The organism is Pseudomonas sp. Leaf48 (assembly GCF_001421885.1).
Taxonomy (GTDB): Bacteria; Pseudomonadota; Gammaproteobacteria; order Pseudomonadales; family Pseudomonadaceae; genus Aquipseudomonas.
The window spans coordinates 104,539-122,168 of sequence record NZ_LMLH01000031.1; the positions used below are offsets into that span (position 1 = coordinate 104,539).

The following is a 17,630-nucleotide window of genomic DNA, read 5'->3' on the forward strand; positions in this document are numbered from 1 at the left end:
GCGGCTAACTTGCCCGATATCATCACGCCGTTTTATGTAAGGGGCTGCCACCGGATTTTCCCAGACCATCCTCACCTGTGCCCGCCTGTTCCCTTCATTGCCCGCAATCCTGGGTCCGCGCTGGTATTCAACTCAGTCCAACACGCCGATGCTTTCTCCTCCCGCACACTGGCTCCCCCAAGCCTCCCTCGATCCCCTTCATCTAGACTGGCTGAAAAATGCCGGCATCGAAGTCGCGATCTTGCGCCTTGACCAGATCGACCCGCTGATCAGCGGCAACAAATGGTTCAAGCTCATCGAACACCTCAAGGCCGCTGACCGCGTCGGTGCCGCGGGCATCATCAGCCTCGGGGGAGCGCACTCCAACCACCTGCATGCGCTGGCTGCGGCGGGCAAACGCTTCGGCTTTCGCACCGTTGGCCTACTGCGCGGGCATCCTCAGGAAACGGCCACGATCAAGGATTTGCAGGCGTTCGGCATGCAACTGCACTGGCTTGGCTACGCAGGTTACAGAGCGAGACATACCGCGGGTTTCTGGGCGCCATGGCAGGCGCAGTATCCCGACCTGCTTGCCGTTGCCGAAGGTGGCGGTGGGCTGCAGGGCGCCAAGGGCTGCAAGCAGCTCAAGACCATGGTAGACGACCAACTGCAGGACCTGGGCTGGAGCGACCATGACGGCTGGTGGCTGGCCTGCGGCACCGGCACGACCCTGGCCGGGCTGGTATTGGCCGAGGCGGGGAAACACCCGGTCTACGGTGCGCTGGCGGTGCCCGAAGATCATGGTGTGGCCCAGCAGGTGGAGGCGATCATCGAGGAGGCGGGGTTGAGCGATCCGGCTTATGAATTACTCGACGCCAGCCGTGGTGGTTTTGCCAGGGTGGATCCGGAATTGATCGGGTTCATCGAACAGTGCGAGCAGGCCAGTGGCATTCCCCTCGAACCACTGTACACCGGCAAAGCGCTGCTGGCGCTCAGGCAACAGGTTGAAGGGGGTAAATTCGCCCCGGGGACTCGGCTGATCTTCATCCATACCGGCGGCTTGCAAGGGCGGCGTGGCTTCGAAACACAAAGCTGAAAGACTGTGGAGATCCAAGTGTGGGAGCGGGCTTGCTCGCGAATGCGGTGTGTCAGGCAAAAGTTAATGCGACTGACACACCGCATTCGCGAGCAAGCCCGCTCCCACATTTGGGTTATCGCTTGTTTCAGGAATCGCGGTTCACCCGCTTGGGCATCATCCGCAGCAGGGTGTTATCGCCCACCACATAATGGTGATACAGCCCGGCCAAGGCATGCAGGCCGATCAGCCAGTAGCCGATGGTACCGCCCAGTTCATGCCATTCCTTGATCTGTCGGGCCAGTTCCTTGTCTTCGGCCACCAGCAGCGGTAGGTCGAAGCCATAGAACATCACCTGGTTGCCCTTGGCACTGGTCACCAGCCAGCCAAGTAGCGGCATGGCGATCATGAAGATGTACAGCGCCCAGTGCATCAATCTGGCCAGCAGGGTCTGCCATTGGGGCGAAGCCGGAAAGATCTGCGGCGCCGGGCCCAGGCTGCGGGCGATTAACCGCAACCAGACCAATACAAATACGGTGAGGCCGAGCATGAAGTGCGACTCGACGATCAGCGTGCGGCTGCCACTTCCTTTGGGGAAGAATCCGCGCAGTTCGATACAGGCGTAAACCACCGCCAGCAGGACCAGCATCAACCAGTGCAGCGTGATCGATACGGTGCTGTAGCGCGAGGCTGAGTTTTTCCAGGGCATAGGTTAGTCCTCACAGGTCCGGTTCATAGCTGCCGTTCTTGATTGACGGTTATGCCTTAACTGTAATCCTGTCTGGCGGATTTGCCTTGGGCAAATTGTCCTCGCAATGCTCTGGATCAAGCGATGGGCAAAAAAACGCACCGCGCTCTTTGTAGACGTGGGCCTGCTCCCGATGGCGTGTCAATCACATCGGTGTCGACTGATACTCCATCGGGAGCAGGCTCGCGCCTACAAGAGCGCGGTGCGTTTCTGAAGAATTGGATCAGCTCGCCTGTGGCATCTCGCCGTTGGCCAGTCGTTTGTTGATGTCGGCGATCACTTGCGGCAGGTCGGTGATGGTGTCGATCATGTAGTGCGGGCGCGAGCCTTCGAACAGGGCGTGGATGCGCTTGCGTTCACTGTCCAGGGTGTCGCTGGCCAGGGCGCGATAACCTTCGTAATCCAGGCCCAGGGCGTTGCCCGAGCAAATCAGCGCCACGGTCCACATGCCCGCACGGCGACCTTCGAGAATGCCCGGCACGGTGTCGTCAATTTTCACGCAGGCGGCGACGTCATCAATGCCCAGGGCGATGACGTTGGCCAGCGCCTGGGCCGGCCATGGGCGGCCGTTCGGCACTTCGTCGGTGGCAACCACGTGATCGGCCACGTAACCGTTGGTGGCAGCCAGCTCGACCACTTTGTCCATGACCTGTTTCGGATAGCCGGAGCACGAACCGATCTTGATCCCTTGCTGGCGCAGGTTGGCGATGGTCTCCAAAGCACCGGGAATCAGTGCCGAATGCTCGGCGATCTTTTCGATCTGCAGCGGCATGAAGCGCTGGTAGATGGCGGTGACGTCATCGTCGGTCGGCGTGCGACCGAACACCTTGCGGTAACGCTCGGCGACCTGTGGCTGGTCGCATAGGGTACGGATGTGATCCCACTTGCCCATGCCCATCGGGCCACGGGCTTCTTCAATAGACACCTGGACGTCGAACTCGGCGAAGGCTTCGACGAAAATCTGGGTCGGGGCGAAGGAGCCGAAGTCGACGACGGTGCCGGCCCAGTCGAGGATGGCGGCCTGGAGTTTGGTTGGGTTGGTGTAGTTCATAGTGATAGATCCTGTGGCAACTGGCGGATAGGGAGCTGCTTTGGGTGGGAGCGGGCTTGCTCGCGAAAGCGGACTGACATTCAAAATTGATGTCGACTGATACACCGCCTTCGCGAGCAAGCCCGCTCCCACAGGGGGATTGCGGTGTTGATCAGATTTCGAGGACTTCCATCTCGCTCAGCACTTGCGCCACCGCCGCCACCGCTTCGCGCATTTGCGCCGGAGTGACATGGCCGATGCAGCCGACGCGGAAGGTTTCGACCTGGGTCAGCTTGCCGGGGTAGAGGATGTAACCCTTGGCCTTGACCCGTTCGTAGAATTCCTTGAACTGATAGCGCGGATCTTTCGGTGCATGGAAGGTGGCAATGATCGGCGCCTGAATGGCGGCCGGCAGGAAGCTGCGCAAGCCGAGCTTGCTCATTTCTTCCATCAGCGCCTGACAGTTGGCGGCGTAACGCCGATGCCGGGCCGGCAAGCCACCTTCTTCGTTGTATTGCAGCAGGGCTTCGTGCAGCGCAGCGACCACATGGGTCGGCGGGGTGAAGCGCCACTGACCGGTCCTGGCCATGTAGCTGTGCTGGTCATGCAGGTCCATCGCCAGGGAATGCGAGTTGCCGGCGGCGCTGGCCAGGGACTCCTTGCGAGCGAAGACAAAACCCATCCCCGGCACGCCCTCCAGGCATTTGCCCGAGGCCGCGATCAGCGCGTCGAACGGCACCTGTTGCGCATCCACCGGCAGTGCGCCGAATGAGCTCATGGCATCGATGATCAGGCGCTTGCCATGGCGCGCAATCACCTGGGCAATTTCCGGCAGCGGGTTGAGGATGCCGGTGCTGGTTTCGCAATGAATCAGCGCGACATGAGTAATGCCTGGGTCGGCTCGCAGCAGGCGATCGACGTCGTTGGCGGTGGTGGGTTCGTCCTCGGCGGTTTCGAAGGTACTGAACGAGCGGCCGAGCACGTCACAGATTTTCGCCAGGCGCTTGCCGTAGGCGCCGTTGATCAATACGAGGATTTTGCCGTCGCGCGGCACCAGGGTGCCGATCGCCGCTTCGACGGCGAAGGTGCCGCTGCCTTGCAGGGGCACGCAGTGGTGGCTGGCGGCGCCGTTGATGATCGCCAGCAGCTGTTCACAGAGGCTGGCGGTCAGTTGATTGAAGCGGTCATCCCATGAACCCCAGTCCACCATCATAGCCTGGCGGGTGCGGGCCGATGTGGTCAACGGGCCGGGGGTGAGCAGGATAGGTTCGGCAGTACTCATTCTCGTGTCCTCGCAATCGATGGGATGAAGCTACGGGGCTTAAATTGCAATTTGCCGTGCTATCAATCAAATTGTTTATTGTTATGCCAACCATCAGTGAGGCTTATTCATGAACCTGTTTCAGCTGCGCGCCTTCGATGCCGTGGCCCGCGAGGGCAGCTTTACCAGGGCGGCCGCACGCCTGTTCATCAGCCAGCCAGCCGTCACCGGGCACATCAAGGCCCTGGAGGAGCACTACCAGATCACCCTGTTGCGCCGCACCGCGCGACGGGTGGAGTTGACGGAGGAGGGCACCAAACTGGCGGCAATCACCCGGGCGATGTTCGGCCTGGCCGAGGAGGCACAGGTGATGCTGGAGGCCAACCGGCAATTGTTGACCGGGCGCCTGGAAGTGGCCGCGGACGGCCCGCACATGGTCATGCCGATGCTCGCCAGCCTGCGTGCGCGTTATCCGGGGATCACGGTGAACCTGCGCCTGGGCAATGCCCAGGAAACCCTGGCCGCGCTACTGTCCGAACATGCCGACGTGGCGGTGCTGACCGAGGTCGAGCCGCGCAAGGGTTTGCATCTGCAACCCCTGAGCGAGTCACGCATTTGTGCGCTGGTGCCCGAGGGTCATCCGTGGGTTCGGCGGAGCAAAGGCGTACCGCTCAAGGAGCTGGACCAGGTGATCATGGTGTTGCGCGAACCGGGTTCGATCACCCGGCGTACGTTCGATGAAGCCTGCACCGAGGCGAACGTGCATCCTCGGGTGTTGCTGGAGCTGGACAGTCGTGAAGCGGTGACCGAGGCGGTGGCAGCGGAGTTGGGTGTGGGAGTGGTGTCGTCGGTGGAGGTCAGCCACGACCCACGGGTGGCGGCGGTGCCGATCATTGGCGAGGGGTTGCTCAATCGACACATGATGGGGTGCATGGAGCGGCGCAGGGATTTGCGTTTGATTCAGGCGTTTTTCGGGTTGGCGCCTGGCAGGTAGACCGCGGCGCCTGCATTCGCGAGCAAGCCCGCTCCCACTGGGTTTCGTGAACACCACAGACCCCTGTGGGAGCGGGCTTGCTCGCGAAGGGGACTGGCCTGCCTACACCAGACTCTCGCGCACCATCTGCAAAAACGTCGCCACCACCCGCCGTGAGCTTTGCTCGCGCAAGCACACCAGCGTCTCCGTCAGGCGCCGTTCGCAATCGATGATCGGCAACGCGCAGACCCTGGAGTCGGCACCGAACTCGGCCGCAGACACCACGCCAACGCCAATCCCTACCACCACCGCCTCACGCGCTGCTTCCCGGCCTTCGACTTCAATGGCCGGGCGAATGCGAAAACCGGCGCGGGCCATTTCCTCCTCAAGGGTCTGGCGGGTCACCGAGCCGGTTTCGCGCAGCACCAGCGGGGTGTCGTCGAGGTCGGCCAGGCAAATGGATTCGCGGTTGGCCCATGGGTGATTGCGCGAAACGAACGCCACCATCGGGTCGTTGCGCAGGGGTAGCGAGATCAGGCGTTCATCGCTGACCTCACGGCCCAGCAGCGCCAGATCGGCCTGATAGTTGAACAGGCGAAACAGCGATTCATCGGTATTGCCGGTTTCGATTTTCACGCTGATCCCGGGGTAGCGATCGCAGAAGCGGGCGATCTGCGGCAGCACATGGACCGGCGCATCCACCGCCAGAATCAGGGTGCCGGTCTGCAAGGCCTGGGAGTCCTGCAGCAGTTCCTGAGCCTCGGCCTCGATCACAAACAGTCGCTGGGTGACGCTCAGCAGGCGCTCGCCGAGATCGGTCAGGCGCACCGAGCGTTTATTGCGATGGAACAACAGAACCCCGTAGCGCTCTTCAAGTTTGCGAACCTGATCGGAAATCGCCGGTTGCGTCAGAAACAGCCGTTCGGCGGCTTTGGTAAAGCTTCCATGCACCGCTACGGCATGGAAGGCTTTGAGCTGGGCGTGGGAAACCGACATGGGGATCTCCAGTAACAAGCTGAGCTTATATTGGAAATACGATAAATCGATTTCACTTATTAATCAGTAATTGTTTTTATCCGCCTCAGCCCCGCTGACTGCTCAGTCGAACAGCGACGGGGCCATGGGTCCGGGCGTGCATCAAGGGACTCATCTGACCGGTATCCGCCACAGGGACAAGGCGATATCGCAGTGCTCAACAATAAAAACACAGGCGTTTTCTACCAATTCTGCCGGCACACTCACACCCTGAGGTCAGAACCACAATGAACAAGCACATCGGCACCATCAAGCGTTGGCGCGTGCAGATCTTCGCGATTACCTGGCTCGCCTACGCCGCTTTCTACTTCACCCGCAAAGCCTTCTCCGTCGCCAAACTCGGCATTGCCGAAGACCCGACGTTCATGCTCGACAAAATGACCATGGCCAACCTCGATGCCATCTACCTTGCCGCTTACGCCATCGGCCAATTCACCTGGGGCATCCTGGCCGACCGTTTCGGTCCGCGGGTGGTGGTGCTCGGCGGATTGCTGATTTCCGCAGTGGCGGCGCTGGTCATGGGCAGCTTCGCAACGGTGCCGATCTTCGCCACCTGCATGCTGATTCAAGGCCTGGCGCAATCGACTGGCTGGTCGGGATTGTGCAAGAACCTTGGGAGTTTTTTTCCCTCCGAGCAGCGTGGGCGAGTCCTGGGCTTGTGGAGCTCCTGCTACGCCTTTGGCGGCCTGGTGGCATCGCCGTTCGCCGGCTGGTGGGCGTACACCTTGATGGGCACCTGGCACGCGGCGTTCATTTCCAGCGCGGCGGTGGTTGGTGTGGTGGCCGTGCTGTTTTTCTTTTTGCAACGCAACAAACCGCAGGACGTAGGCTTGCCCGCGGTGGAGCCGGAGTCTGAGCTGAGCGCCGAAGAGGCCTATGCCCAAAGCAGGATCAGCGTCCTGGAGCCCTTGAAGGAAATCCTGCGCAACCGCACAGTGCTGGTGCTGGGCCTGGCGTACTTCATGCTCAAGCCGGCGCGTTACGCGATTCTGCTGTGGGGCCCGGTGATCGTCTTCGAACAGATGCCCTCGGTCGGCAAGGTCGGTGCGGCGATCATTCCGACTTCGTTCGAACTGGCCGGACTGCTCGGGCCGATCCTGATCGGCCTGGCTTCGGACAAACTGTTCGGCGCCCGACGCATGCCGGCGTGCGTGATCAGCCTGTTGGCGCTGACCCTGACGCTGGCGCTGTTCATGGCCGCCCTGCATACCGGCAGCGTGCTGTTGGTGGTGGTGCTGCTGTTCGTCATGGGCCTGACTCTTTACGGCCCGGATTCGATGATCAGCGGCTCGGCCGCCATCGATTTCGGCAAGGCCAAGGCCGGTGCTACCGCAGCGGGATTCGTCAACGGCTGTGGCTCGGTCGGGGCGGTACTCGGTGGGTTGCTTCCGGGCTACTTCGACTCGGTCACGGTATTCATCGTCTTCGCCGGCTGCGCCATGTTCTCGGCGCTGGTGCTGATTCCGCACTGGAACAGCCGCCCGGGCGGCCTGCGGACCAACTATCCGTTCGTGCCCAACCGGGCAATGACGATCAAACCCCTGCGTACCTGAATCCTGCCTCCTCGCGGCCTGTTGCGCCTGCGGCGGGCTGGCGTGTGGGCCACTGACTGGAGATTGACCCATGAGACCCTTTTGGCTGGAGCAGGCCCTGAAGGCTGAATCAACCGAAACCTGCGCGCCACTGCAAGGCGACAGCCGCGCCGACGTGTGCATCGTCGGTGGCGGTTACACCGGGTTGTGGACCGCGATCATGCTCAAGCAACAGAACCCCGAACTGGACGTTTTGCTGATCGAAGCGGACATCTGCGGCTCCGGGGCCAGTGGCCGCAATGGCGGTTGTGCGCTGTCGTGGTCGGCCAAGTATTTCACCCTTGAGCGCTTGTTCGGCGTTGAGGAGGCAGTGCGCCTGGTCAAGGAGTCCGAACGCAGCATCCATGCCATCGGCGCCTTCTGCGAACAGTATCAAGTGGACGCCGACTACCGGCTCGACGGGACGCTCTACACCGCGACCAACCGCGCGCAATGCGGCTCGACCGATGCGGTGATCGCGGCCCTGGAACGCCATGGCATCAACTCGTTCACCCAGCGGCCGGTGGCCGATGTGCAGCGCATGGCCGGTTCCAGCAAACATCTTGAGGGCTGGTTTTCCCCGGCGGCCGCCAGTGTTCAGCCGGGCAAACTGGTGCGCGGGTTACGCCGGGTCGCCCTGCAACTGGGGGTGCGGATTCATGAAAATACAGCAATGACCGGGCTGGAAGAAGGCCGCCCGGCAGGGATACAAACTCCGCACGGCACTGTTCGCGCCGACCGGGTGGTGCTGGCGATGAACGCCTGGATGGCCCGGGCGTTCCCGCAGTTCGAGCGCAGCGTGGCGATCGTTTCCAGTGACATGCTGATCACCGAGCCACGGCCTGAGTTGCTCGACGAAATCGGCTTGACCAGCGGAGTCACGGTGCTCGATTCGCGAATTTTCGTGCACTACTACCACAACACTCCGGACGGCCGGATCATGCTCGGCAAGGGCGGCAATACCTTCGCCTACGGCGGGCGCATGCTGCCGGTGTTCGATCAGCCATCGCCCTACGCCGGCCTGTTGCAGCACAGCCTGGCGGATTTCTTCCCGGCCTTTGCCGAGGTCAAGGTTGAGTCGACCTGGAACGGCCCGTCGGATCGCTCGGTGACCGGGTTGCCGTTTTTCGGGCAGATGAGCGCCAGTGGCAACGTGTTCTATGGTTTCGGCTATTCCGGCAGCGGTGTCGGGCCGTGCCACATGGGCGGGCAGATTCTCGCGTCGATGGTCCAGGGGCTGGACAACCCCTGGACTCGCTCGCCATTGATCAACGGGCCGCTGGGCTTCTTTCCGCCGGAGCCGATTCGTTACCTCGGCTCGTTGATGGTGCGCAACGCCATCCGCCGCAAGGAGCGCGCCGAGGATCGCGGGCACCGGCCACGGCACCTTGATGTGCGTCTGGCGAAGTTCGCGGCGGCGGCGGGCAAGGCCGACAAAGGCTGAGGCTCAAGGCGTGAGATCCGAGCGATTGACCAGCCAGTCGAGCAGCAGGCCGGTATCGCCGGCTGGCTCCCGAGGGCGGGAGGGTCGAGGTTGCTCGGGGTGGCCCATGACTGCACAGAGCACCGGGCGATCCGGGTCGCAGTCGAGAAAACTGACCAGCACATCGCTGCCGGCCACAGGCAATCGGGCCGGATCGATCCGGGTGTCTGCGCAAGCCAGTGCTACCTGTAGCCACAGACCGCAAGGCTCGTCTGCCGCCGTTTGCGACGGCCATAGGTTCACCTCGATTCGGCCGCGATCATCCAGCACTGGGGGAAGCCCGGAAAGGCCGCATATCCGGGCGGGCTGAAAACCGGGAACGCTTGGGCGTCGCTGGTTGAGCGGTGGCCGGAAGGCGGTCGACCAGGGGATGGCGCTGAACTGGTTAAAGTATTGCGGGGTCATGCTCGCGCAGTCTTCGGCGAGTATCGACGGCTGCCTGCCCTCATGGCGGTTCTCGGTAATCAACCATTGGTCGTTGAAATGACCCAAGGGGTGTTCGCTGACCTGGATGATCCGGGCGCTGGTCAGGGCCGGGTGATTGCTGCGGCCGTTTAGCTGCTGCTGTCGGCAGCGCAGCCGCTCCAGTTTGCGCCGGCTGAGCTGCTCAGGATGCGGCTGTCGGGCAGGGCGATGCAGCGGCGCCGTCACGCCAATGGATTGATTGGCTGCGCCGTCACCGGGGGTCGATGCACCACGGTTGCTGGCATCCGCACGAGCGGGGATCGGCGGTGAGTCATGGCGCTGGTACAACTCTGTGATGACCGGCCCGTCGACGTTATCCGCCAGTGCGTCGTGATAAGGCACTATCAAGGGTTCCTGGGGGAAGCTCAGGCTGTCATCGGCCAGGACCAGCACATGCCCATCACGCTGATGTTCGAAGTGATAGTGGATGCCTTCTTCTTCGCACAGCCGTTGCAGCAGAGCCAGATCGGTTTCGTCGTACTGGATGCAAAAAGGTCGGAAGGGGTAATGCCCGGTCGTCAATTCAAAGCGGTAACTGGTGACGGGCAAGCCGTTATCCTCCAATAGTTGACGCAGGATCATCGGCACATTCAGGTCGCGAAAGATGCGCCGGCGACACTGTTGTTCCAGTGCTTGCAGGCGCGGCACCAGAACCAGCTTGTAAGCCACCCGATGCGCGCCACGGTGCGCCTGACCAACACTGTGCAAAACGCCATGTATGCCCTGGCCCTGGCCAAAATCAAGATAGGCGGGTTGGTACAGCAATTGTTCGGGGGGGATTGCCGGTGTCAGGTCAATCGCGTCGATGTCGAATCGAAAAGGCTGGTTGAGGGCTTCGAGGCCACTGAACCGCACCACCTGCAAACTCAAGTCGACGTCGAGCAGCGTCAGGGTGAAAGGACTTTCCTTGTCATTTTGCATCGCGCAGGCCACTGCTATGGAATTGGACGCTGAGGGTACGAAACCACGGTTCGTCATAGTCACCGCAAAACGTCTTTTCAGAATCGTCCTACAACAGCTGGTGAAGATGTCGATGCAAGTCGGAATTTTTGGTCGATTGCCAACTTTAGGCCGTATAAACTTGCGCAAAGCGTCGGCCAATAGATGTTTCGGCGCCACAGATAAGAGAGTGAGTAATGGGCGCACAGTGGAAAGTTAAACACAAAGAAGCGGCAGCCAATGCCAAGGGCAAGATCTTCGGCAAACTGGTGAAGGAAATCACCATTGCTGCGCGCAACGGCGCTGATATCTCGACCAACGCGCATTTGCGCCTGGTGGTTGAACAGGCCAAGAAAGCTTCGATGCCCAAGGAAACACTGGACCGTGCCATCAAGAAGGGCGCGGGCCTGCTGGGCGAAACCGTGCAATACCATCGCGTGACCTATGAAGGGTTCGCCCCGCATCAGGTGCCATTGATCGTTGAGTGTGTAACCGACAACATAAACCGCACCGTTGCTGAAATCCGTGTCGCGTTCCGCAAGGGCCAGTTGGGGGCTTCCGGTTCGGTGGCCTGGGACTTCAACCATGTTGGCATGATCGAAGCCTCGCCTGACACGCCGGACGCCGATCCGGAAATGGCCGCCATCGAGGCCGGTGCCCAGGACTTCGAGCCGGGCGAAGACGGCGCCACCCTGTTCCTGACCGAGCCTACGGATCTGGACGCGGTACAGAAAGCCCTGCCGGAACAAGGCTTCACCGTGCTCTCGGCGAAACTGGGCTACCAGCCGAAAAACCCGGTCAGCGGCCTGAGCGATGAACAGATGGCTGAAGTCGAGGCGTTTCTTGAAGGTCTCGACAACCACGATGACGTGCAGGACATGTTTGTCGGGTTGGCGGGTTAAGCCCAAGTGCTTTTTTGATCTGGGCAGTGGTGAGGGGGCTTCTGTGGCATGAGGGCTTCTGTGGCATGGGGGCTTTTGTGGCGAGGGGGCTTGCCCCCGCTGGGTGGCGAAGCCACCCCCCCCCATAACCACCACTGCGGTCGCTGCTTTGGGGGGCTGCTACGCAGCCCAGCGGGGGCAAGCCCCCTCGCCACAGAAGCTCCCTCCCCAGAGCAAGCCCGTCTCAGTAGCGTGCCCCTCACTACGACAGGCCCCCTTGCTACAAGTTTGTGTTTAGCGTTTTGAACACAGCCAACGCCTGAACAACCTCGTCAAACCCCGGCCGCTCCAATACCGGCGGCTGACAGCAACGCCGTTGCAAGTCTTCTAATGCCCCGCGCTGCTCGTCGCTAAGCCCTGAGTCGATCCGCTCCAGCAACTCCCCCAGCAATATCCCGAACGCCCGTACCTCGATGCGTTGCAGCGCGCGGCTTTCATGGCTGTCGTCGGTGGCATGAAACGACGCTGCGCCAAAATCTCCCAGCAAACATTCCCCTTGTTCATTCCACATGATGTTGTGGCCATAGAGATCGCCGTGGGTGATGCCGTGACGGTGCAAGTGTGCAGCCACCGAGGCGATGCCCGAGGCAATGCGCAGGGCCACGGTTGCGCTGAAACCCTGGTCGTCGGCATAGACATCGCGACTGCAGGACGCCAGGCTCGGCAGCCCGGCGAGGTTGCGATAAGTCGGGGCGATCAAGCGCATCACCAGCCCGGCCGTTTGCTGCGGGTGATCGACAATCCGCCCTTCGACCCGGATCAGGTTCGGGTGCAAGCCTGCGCTAATGCAGGCGTTCATCTCATGCAGCGGCGAGCCATCGCTGGTCATTTCTCCTTTGTAGAGCTTCACCGCCACCGGCATGGCTGGCTGATCGGCCGGTTGCCAGTTGGCCTGATGGATGACTCCGGACGCGCCTTCACCGAGTTTTTTCTCCAGATGCAGTGCCGACCAGTCAATGCGCGGCGTGGCGTCGAGGGCGGCGGCATCGGCTTCGGTTTCCAGCGGATTACCGGCATAGGCCAGCCAGCTCAGGCTCGGCAGGGCCAGCAGCCACTGCGGCAACTCGGTCAACTGGTTGGCGGCGATGCGGATCAGTTCCAGCCGATGGCAGTTGCCCAGAGACTCGGGCAATGCCTGCAAGCGATTACCGGCGAGCATGAGTTTTTGCAGCTGCGGGCGCTCTCCCAGTTCGCTGGGTAGCGTCTCGATGCAATTGTCGGTGAGGATCAGCCAGCGCAGCAGCGGCGGCAACGCTGCGCCTGGCACGTGGGCGATGCGGTTGGCCTTGAAACCGACCATCGTCAGCGCGGCACATTGACCCAGGCACGCCGGCAACTCGGTGAAGCGATTATCGGAACAGAACAGCACTCGCAAACGGGTCAGGCGATGCAGATCCTCGGGCAGCGCGCTCAAGGCATTGCCGCTGAGGTTGAGTACTTCCAGGGAATCTGCCAGATCGAAAATTTCCCGCGGGAACTCGGTCAGGCCTTCGGCCAGATCCAGCCGCGTGATGCCTGACAACTCGCCGGCGCGCAATTGAGCAAGGGTGTGCATGAACAGATTCGCTGTTAACCAAGAGGAGGGCGCGGGGCCCCGGAAATGGGCGACATGATAGCGGCAAAGGTGTGGCGACTGTCAGGCCAGTTCGCTGACTTCGACCAGTTGCCCCAATCGGCTGCGGGTGCGCGCAAGATCGATGGCATCGCCACCCAGGCTTTCACGCAATGAGTGCTGGCCGAGCAATGTCAGGTGCTTGTCCTGGTCGTACAGCACATCGATGAGGTTGATAAAGCGCTGCTGGGCGGCAATCGTGCAATCGCCCAGCAGTGGCAGTTCATCGATGATCCAGCGGTCGAACTGGCGGCACAGCTCCAGATAATCCATCACCGCCGTGGGCTGATCGCACAAGTCGGTAAAGGTAAAACCGATGCTGCGACCTTCGCGCAAACGCGCTCGAAAATGCCGGCTGCCCACCGCCAGCGATACAGGCGGGGCATTGTGCCCGGGCAGGTTCAACGCCTGTCGTTGCGCCACGCTTGCCGGCCAGACGTAGTGACCCTGAGTGAACAATTGATGCGCATGGGTCCGGGCCTGGCTGCGGTAGTCGTGGGGCCCGCCGACCTCCATCACCTGCATGCGCGTATTGATCAGGTCAATCACCGGTTTGAAACGTGCGTGGTACAGCGGATTGGGCAGCAGGCCTTCGGGCGGATAATTGGAGGTGACCAGCAACAGGATGCCGCGCTTGAACAGTGCCTTGAACAACCGGGTGATGAGCATCGCATCGCCGATGTCGTGCACGTGGAACTCATCGAAACACAGCACCCGGCAATCGCTGAGCAGTTCATCGAGGGTGACTGCCAGGGCGTCGGCCTGATCGCGGTGCTCGAACATGCCCAGGTGCAGTTGGGCGAAAAACTGATGAAAGTGCAGGCGTTGCTTTTGCGCCAGGGGAATCGCCCGAAAAAACCCGTCGAGCAGCCAGCTTTTGCCGCGCCCCACGGCACCATGCAGGTACAGGCCGGGAAGGGGCTTTGCCGCGGCACCCATCAGCGTGCAGGCATGGAGGGCCATGTAGTCGATGACACGCTGTTGGCTGTGACTGAGTGTGTAACCCTGGGCATGGGCCTGTTGGCGAAAGTGGTCGTGGATCATTTGGCCGGCCACGGCGTTGCCGGCAGCCGGTACTTTGCCGAGCAGGCGACGCAACGTTTGCCAGCGCGATTTGATGGGCGAACGGTTGGGCGGTCGAACGGCCACTGGGGTATCACCTCTGGAGTGCGGACAGGCGCTTTGTGTTGCGGCGCCATAGTGTAACCAGAGCCGGGAATTTTTGCTTCCAGCGGTGTCGGCAGGCCATTGGCCAGAAAGTTTCTGGTGGCACGATTTATCGCGGCGCCGGGATGCTGGCCTGTTGCATTCATGGCATATAGCCATGCCCGATTGTGGGGCAAGACTGGTCCGTTGACTGGCGGATTCCCCGTGCATTGCTAACCTCAACCACACAAAGCTCCTCTCAAGAGGAATGGGGCCGTGAATGGACGTGTGGTATTGGCAGTCATGGGCGTAGCGCTCGGTGCACCGGTGTTGGCCGCAGAGCTTCAGGTGCAGGTTCGGGTCGACGTGCAGTGGGGCTGTCAATTGGTCGGGGCACAACACAGCGCCGGCATTGAACAACTGGGCGTGCTGGATTTCGGCCGTACCGCACGGCTGGACGACCAGGCGGGACCGCTGGGGGCCGCTCTGACGAATGCACGCCTGCCGCGACTCGAGTGCAACCCGGATACCCCTTATCAATTACGCGTTGACGGTGGCCTGCACGGCGGGGTCGGCGACGTGCGTTACATGGCGGCCAATGCTGGTTCCGCTCAACCCATCCCCTATCGGCTTTATCAAGACCCGGCGCGGCGCATCCCCCTGATTGTGGATCAGCCGATGAGCGGTCGTGTGCCTGACAGCGGTTCCGTGGATTTGCCGCTGTATGCGCGAATCGAGCCGCTGGCGCAGATACCGCATGCGGGGAGCTATTCAGACCTGGTGAAGGTGACCGTCACCTGGTAGCTACGATGATCAAACAGCCCGGTGCAGCGGGTCTGTGCAAGGAAGGGGCGTTCGCTGGCGAACGCGCGTGGACGTGCATTCTGAGGGCCTCGGGTATTACCTCATGAAAAGCAGATTGTGGATGGTTGTCATAGCGGCAGCACTGGTGCTGCTGACCGAGGACGCGCAAGCGGCGATCAGCGGGCAGTTTCACGCGCGCCTGACCATCATCGCCGGTTGCCAGGTGTCCAATGGGGCCAGTCCCGACAGCCCGGTCAACGACTTTGGCACCCTGGATTTCGGCGAGCAAGGCCCGACCTGGAGTGCCCCGCTCAAAGCCAGTCTCAGCTCAGATAGCAGCGGCAAACTGAACGTCGCCTGCAATCCCACGGTTACCGGGTTCACCGTCACCATCGATGGTGGCACCCACGGCGACGGCACCACTCGACGCCTGAGCAACGGTCGCCAGACCATCCCCTATAAATTGTTCCTCGATGCCTCTGGCAGCCAAAGCTACAGCATCGGCCAACAGCAAAATTTCGCTGTCACCAGCGCAGCCCAGGTACCGATTCCGGTATTTGGCTCGGTGGTGGCGAATACCCGCGCACTACCGGCCGGTGTTTATACCGACACGCTGACGGTGACGCTCGACTGGTAAAACTGTAGAGGACGTACTCCATGCACATGTTTGCATCCAGAATTGGTTTGTCATTGCTTGGCCTGACGCTGGCGTCAGGCGCCCAGGCCGCCACCACGGTCACCGGCCAGATCTCCGCCAGCCTGATTCTGGTCAGCAGTTGCCAGGTGAATGGTGCCGGCGGCTCCTCCAACCTCAATTTCGGAGCCTTGAACTTCGGCACCACCGACAGTCTGTTCACCACCGCGACGGGTCAGGTGCTGGGTGGAGGTGGCGGGGCGCTGTCGATTCTCTGCTCCAGCGGCACCACCCCAACGATCAAGGTGCGTGCCGGCACCAATGACGGAATGTCGCCGGGCGGCAGCCGCGCGCTGTTCGACGGTGTCGCCAACTACGTGCCCTATGACCTGTACACCGATGCCGGGCATTCGCAGTTACTGGCTATCGATGGCGTGATCAACCTCGCCGCCAGCACCGGTGCGGCGCAGACCGTGAACATCTACGGTCAGGCCTTGGGCAAGGCCGGTTTGCCGGCAGGGACCTACACCGACACCGTCGCCGTCGAACTGACGTTCTAGCGTCATGGCCCGCCACGGGTGTGCGGCGTTGCTCCTGTTGTGCGCGGGTAGCGTGCCGTTGCCGCTGTCCGCCGTGACCAGCCAGAGTTTCCAGGTCAGCGCCACGGTCACCCCGGGGTGTCTGGTCGTGGGTGGTGTTTCCAGTTACGGCAGCCTGAACTACGGCAGCCGCTCGGCGCTGGACACCGGCACGGTGCAGGTGGCGCTGACCGGTGGCGTGCAGTTGCAATGCACGCCGGGCGTGACCTTGAACATGACGGTCGATGGCGGCCAGTACAACAGCGGCGGGCGACACCTGCAGCTCAGCACCGGCAGCAATCGGGTGGCGTACCAGTTGTTCCGCGATGCGGCGTACAGCCAGGTATTGGGGATAGGCCAGAGCGTGGCCGTGGCCTACGCCGATGCAAACAACATCAACCTGCCGATCTACGGCCAGGTGCAATTGCCGGGCAATCAGCCGGGGGGTACGTATAGCGATGTGCTGCAGGTGCAGCTGTCGTGGTAGCGGAGCGGTTAGATCATCAGGAGTGGACAGATGTATTCATCTTCGCAGCGGCATTGTGTCGTTGGTTTTACTTCGCTGGTGTTGACGCTGTTCACAGCGTTCAACGTGCAGGCGGCCAGTTCGGTATTGATCTGGCCCATCGATCCGGTGCTGGAGGCGGATCAACAGGCCAGTGCGTTGTGGCTGGAAAACCGCGGTAATGAAACCGCCAATCTGCAAATCCGCGTCTTTGCCTGGAGCCAGAGTGGTTTCAGTGATCAATACCAGAACCAGCGCGACGTGATCGGCAGCCCGCCAGTGGCGAAGATCGAGCCCGGGCAAAAGCAACTGGTGCGCCTGACCCGAACCCGGGAAATTCCACCGGGGCAGGAACTGGCGTATCGCATCATCATCGATGAAATCCCTTCCGCGAAACCACCCTCCACCGATGACGGCAAGACGGGCGCAGCGATTCGCTTCCAGATGCGTTATTCGGTCCCTCTGTTTGCCTACGGCGCGGGCCTGTGGAGCAAGGAAGACAGCACTCGCCCGCGAGACCCCAAGGGCGCGGGCAAGGCGGACTTGAGTTGGCGTACGGTGGCGGTAGACGGGCGCCCCTATGTGGAAGTGCGCAACCAGGGCGCGGTGCATGCGCGGTTGACCGATGTGGCACTCAAGCAGGGCAGCCAGACGCGGCCGCTGGTAGACGGTTTGCTCGGGTATGTATTGCCCGGCGCGATCATGCGCTGGCCGGCCCCCGGGCCGCTGGCAGGCGACCCGGCCTTGCAGGTGCGGGTCAATGGCGCACCGCAGGTGCAGAGTGTTGCGCCGGCACGTTAGGGAGGGTTGAGCGTTTTGTGGTGAGGGGGCTTGCCTGTGTAGTCGGGCGT

At 61.8% G+C, this 17,630-nt stretch carries 17 protein-coding genes; 10 read left to right on the plus strand and 7 right to left on the minus strand.

Going from position 1 to position 17,630, the window contains the following annotated elements; translation table 11 throughout:
* Nucleotides 1-148: 148 nt before the first annotated feature.
* Nucleotides 149-1,075, plus strand: coding sequence for a 1-aminocyclopropane-1-carboxylate deaminase/D-cysteine desulfhydrase (locus ASE98_RS22375; RefSeq protein WP_060543491.1), 927 nt, complete (start codon nucleotides 149-151; stop codon nucleotides 1,073-1,075).
* 127 nt (nucleotides 1,076-1,202) lie between these two features.
* On the opposite strand, the gene ASE98_RS22380 is transcribed toward ASE98_RS22375, so the two are convergent.
* The 3 genes from ASE98_RS22380 to ASE98_RS22390 all read right to left on the minus strand — a co-directional run bounded on the left by ASE98_RS22380 (nucleotide 1,203) and on the right by ASE98_RS22390 (nucleotide 4,114).
* The gene (locus ASE98_RS22380) at nucleotides 1,203-1,763 is read right to left on the minus strand and encodes a cytochrome b (RefSeq protein WP_060543492.1); all 561 of its coding nucleotides are present in this window, start codon (nucleotides 1,761-1,763) and stop codon (nucleotides 1,203-1,205) included.
* Nucleotides 1,764-2,025: 262 nt separating this feature from the next.
* Nucleotides 2,026-2,853: a phosphonoacetaldehyde hydrolase gene (phnX, locus tag ASE98_RS22385; RefSeq protein ID WP_060543493.1), complete on the minus strand. Its 828-nt coding sequence runs from the start codon at nucleotides 2,851-2,853 to the stop codon at nucleotides 2,026-2,028.
* 151 nt (nucleotides 2,854-3,004) lie between these two features.
* Nucleotides 3,005-4,114, minus strand: coding sequence for a 2-aminoethylphosphonate--pyruvate transaminase (locus tag ASE98_RS22390; RefSeq protein ID WP_060543494.1), 1,110 nt, complete (start codon nucleotides 4,112-4,114; stop codon nucleotides 3,005-3,007).
* A gap of 109 nt (nucleotides 4,115-4,223) precedes the next feature.
* Between ASE98_RS22390 and ASE98_RS22395 the strand changes: the two genes are divergently transcribed.
* Entirely contained in the window at nucleotides 4,224-5,087 is an 864-nt protein-coding gene (locus ASE98_RS22395) for a LysR substrate-binding domain-containing protein (RefSeq protein ID WP_060543495.1), read from the plus strand.
* A gap of 102 nt (nucleotides 5,088-5,189) precedes the next feature.
* Here ASE98_RS22395 and ASE98_RS22400 read toward each other — a convergent pair whose 3' ends face one another.
* Complete coding sequence (locus ASE98_RS22400; protein ID WP_060543496.1) at nucleotides 5,190-6,062, minus strand: LysR family transcriptional regulator; 873 nt, start codon at nucleotides 6,060-6,062, stop codon at nucleotides 5,190-5,192.
* 266 nt (nucleotides 6,063-6,328) lie between these two features.
* Between ASE98_RS22400 and ASE98_RS22405 the strand changes: the two genes are divergently transcribed.
* Together ASE98_RS22405 and ASE98_RS22410 are read left to right on the plus strand one after the other, a co-directional pair.
* Complete coding sequence (locus ASE98_RS22405) at nucleotides 6,329-7,654, plus strand: MFS transporter (RefSeq protein WP_060543497.1); 1,326 nt, start codon at nucleotides 6,329-6,331, stop codon at nucleotides 7,652-7,654.
* A 70-nt stretch (nucleotides 7,655-7,724) separates the two neighbouring features.
* Nucleotides 7,725-9,116: an FAD-dependent oxidoreductase gene (locus ASE98_RS22410; protein ID WP_060543498.1), complete on the plus strand. Its 1,392-nt coding sequence runs from the start codon at nucleotides 7,725-7,727 to the stop codon at nucleotides 9,114-9,116.
* Nucleotides 9,117-9,119: 3 nt separating this feature from the next.
* On the opposite strand, the gene ASE98_RS22415 is transcribed toward ASE98_RS22410, so the two are convergent.
* Entirely contained in the window at nucleotides 9,120-10,541 is a 1,422-nt protein-coding gene (locus tag ASE98_RS22415) for a type VI secretion system Vgr family protein (protein WP_060543499.1), read from the minus strand.
* 215 nt (nucleotides 10,542-10,756) lie between these two features.
* Between ASE98_RS22415 and ASE98_RS22420 the strand changes: the two genes are divergently transcribed.
* A complete protein-coding gene (locus ASE98_RS22420; protein WP_060543500.1) occupies nucleotides 10,757-11,461 on the plus strand; it encodes a YebC/PmpR family DNA-binding transcriptional regulator in 705 nt (234 codons plus the stop codon).
* A 259-nt stretch (nucleotides 11,462-11,720) separates the two neighbouring features.
* Here ASE98_RS22420 and ASE98_RS22425 read toward each other — a convergent pair whose 3' ends face one another.
* Together ASE98_RS22425 and zapE are read right to left on the minus strand one after the other, a co-directional pair.
* Nucleotides 11,721-13,055 (minus strand): leucine-rich repeat-containing protein kinase family protein, encoded by a 1,335-nt coding sequence (locus ASE98_RS22425; protein WP_060543501.1) that lies wholly within the window; start codon nucleotides 13,053-13,055, stop codon nucleotides 11,721-11,723.
* Between the two features lie 81 nt (nucleotides 13,056-13,136).
* Entirely contained in the window at nucleotides 13,137-14,261 is a 1,125-nt protein-coding gene (zapE, locus tag ASE98_RS22430; RefSeq protein WP_060543502.1) for a cell division protein ZapE, read from the minus strand.
* A gap of 300 nt (nucleotides 14,262-14,561) precedes the next feature.
* Between zapE and ASE98_RS22435 the strand changes: the two genes are divergently transcribed.
* From ASE98_RS22435 to ASE98_RS22455, 5 genes are all read left to right on the plus strand, one after another.
* Nucleotides 14,562-15,062, plus strand: a complete 501-nt coding sequence (locus tag ASE98_RS22435) for a Csu type fimbrial protein (protein WP_156465542.1) — start codon at nucleotides 14,562-14,564, stop codon at nucleotides 15,060-15,062.
* Between the two features lie 103 nt (nucleotides 15,063-15,165).
* The gene (locus ASE98_RS22440) at nucleotides 15,166-15,699 is read left to right on the plus strand and encodes a Csu type fimbrial protein (protein WP_060543504.1); all 534 of its coding nucleotides are present in this window, start codon (nucleotides 15,166-15,168) and stop codon (nucleotides 15,697-15,699) included.
* A gap of 20 nt (nucleotides 15,700-15,719) precedes the next feature.
* The gene (locus tag ASE98_RS22445; RefSeq protein ID WP_060543505.1) at nucleotides 15,720-16,256 is read left to right on the plus strand and encodes a Csu type fimbrial protein; all 537 of its coding nucleotides are present in this window, start codon (nucleotides 15,720-15,722) and stop codon (nucleotides 16,254-16,256) included.
* Between the two features lie 4 nt (nucleotides 16,257-16,260).
* Nucleotides 16,261-16,761, plus strand: coding sequence for a Csu type fimbrial protein (locus tag ASE98_RS22450; RefSeq protein WP_060543506.1), 501 nt, complete (start codon nucleotides 16,261-16,263; stop codon nucleotides 16,759-16,761).
* Nucleotides 16,762-16,791: 30 nt separating this feature from the next.
* A complete protein-coding gene (locus ASE98_RS22455) occupies nucleotides 16,792-17,580 on the plus strand; it encodes a fimbrial biogenesis chaperone (RefSeq protein ID WP_060543507.1) in 789 nt (262 codons plus the stop codon).
* The last annotated feature ends 50 nt before the right edge of the window (nucleotides 17,581-17,630 follow it).

Bases quoted from the DNA above. Each gene is read 5' to 3' on its own strand.
- ASE98_RS22405 (WP_060543497.1), top strand. From the start codon at position 6,329: ATGAACAAGCACATCGGCACCATCAAGCGTTGGCGCGTGCAGATCTTC.
- ASE98_RS22380 (WP_060543492.1), bottom strand. From the start codon at position 1,763: ATGCCCTGGAAAAACTCAGCCTCGCGCTACAGCACCGTATCGATCACG.
- ASE98_RS22450 (WP_060543506.1), top strand. From the start codon at position 16,261: ATGGCCCGCCACGGGTGTGCGGCGTTGCTCCTGTTGTGCGCGGGTAGC.
- phnX (WP_060543493.1), bottom strand. From the start codon at position 2,853: ATGAACTACACCAACCCAACCAAACTCCAGGCCGCCATCCTCGACTGG.
- ASE98_RS22375 (WP_060543491.1), top strand. From the start codon at position 149: ATGCTTTCTCCTCCCGCACACTGGCTCCCCCAAGCCTCCCTCGATCCC.
- ASE98_RS22410 (WP_060543498.1), top strand. From the start codon at position 7,725: ATGAGACCCTTTTGGCTGGAGCAGGCCCTGAAGGCTGAATCAACCGAA.
- ASE98_RS22435 (WP_156465542.1), top strand. From the start codon at position 14,562: ATGGGCGTAGCGCTCGGTGCACCGGTGTTGGCCGCAGAGCTTCAGGTG.
- ASE98_RS22390 (WP_060543494.1), bottom strand. From the start codon at position 4,114: ATGAGTACTGCCGAACCTATCCTGCTCACCCCCGGCCCGTTGACCACA.
- ASE98_RS22455 (WP_060543507.1), top strand. From the start codon at position 16,792: ATGTATTCATCTTCGCAGCGGCATTGTGTCGTTGGTTTTACTTCGCTG.
- ASE98_RS22420 (WP_060543500.1), top strand. From the start codon at position 10,757: ATGGGCGCACAGTGGAAAGTTAAACACAAAGAAGCGGCAGCCAATGCC.
- ASE98_RS22425 (WP_060543501.1), bottom strand. From the start codon at position 13,055: ATGCACACCCTTGCTCAATTGCGCGCCGGCGAGTTGTCAGGCATCACG.
- ASE98_RS22445 (WP_060543505.1), top strand. From the start codon at position 15,720: ATGCACATGTTTGCATCCAGAATTGGTTTGTCATTGCTTGGCCTGACG.
- ASE98_RS22415 (WP_060543499.1), bottom strand. From the start codon at position 10,541: ATGCAAAATGACAAGGAAAGTCCTTTCACCCTGACGCTGCTCGACGTC.
- ASE98_RS22440 (WP_060543504.1), top strand. From the start codon at position 15,166: ATGAAAAGCAGATTGTGGATGGTTGTCATAGCGGCAGCACTGGTGCTG.
- ASE98_RS22400 (WP_060543496.1), bottom strand. From the start codon at position 6,062: ATGTCGGTTTCCCACGCCCAGCTCAAAGCCTTCCATGCCGTAGCGGTG.
- ASE98_RS22395 (WP_060543495.1), top strand. From the start codon at position 4,224: ATGAACCTGTTTCAGCTGCGCGCCTTCGATGCCGTGGCCCGCGAGGGC.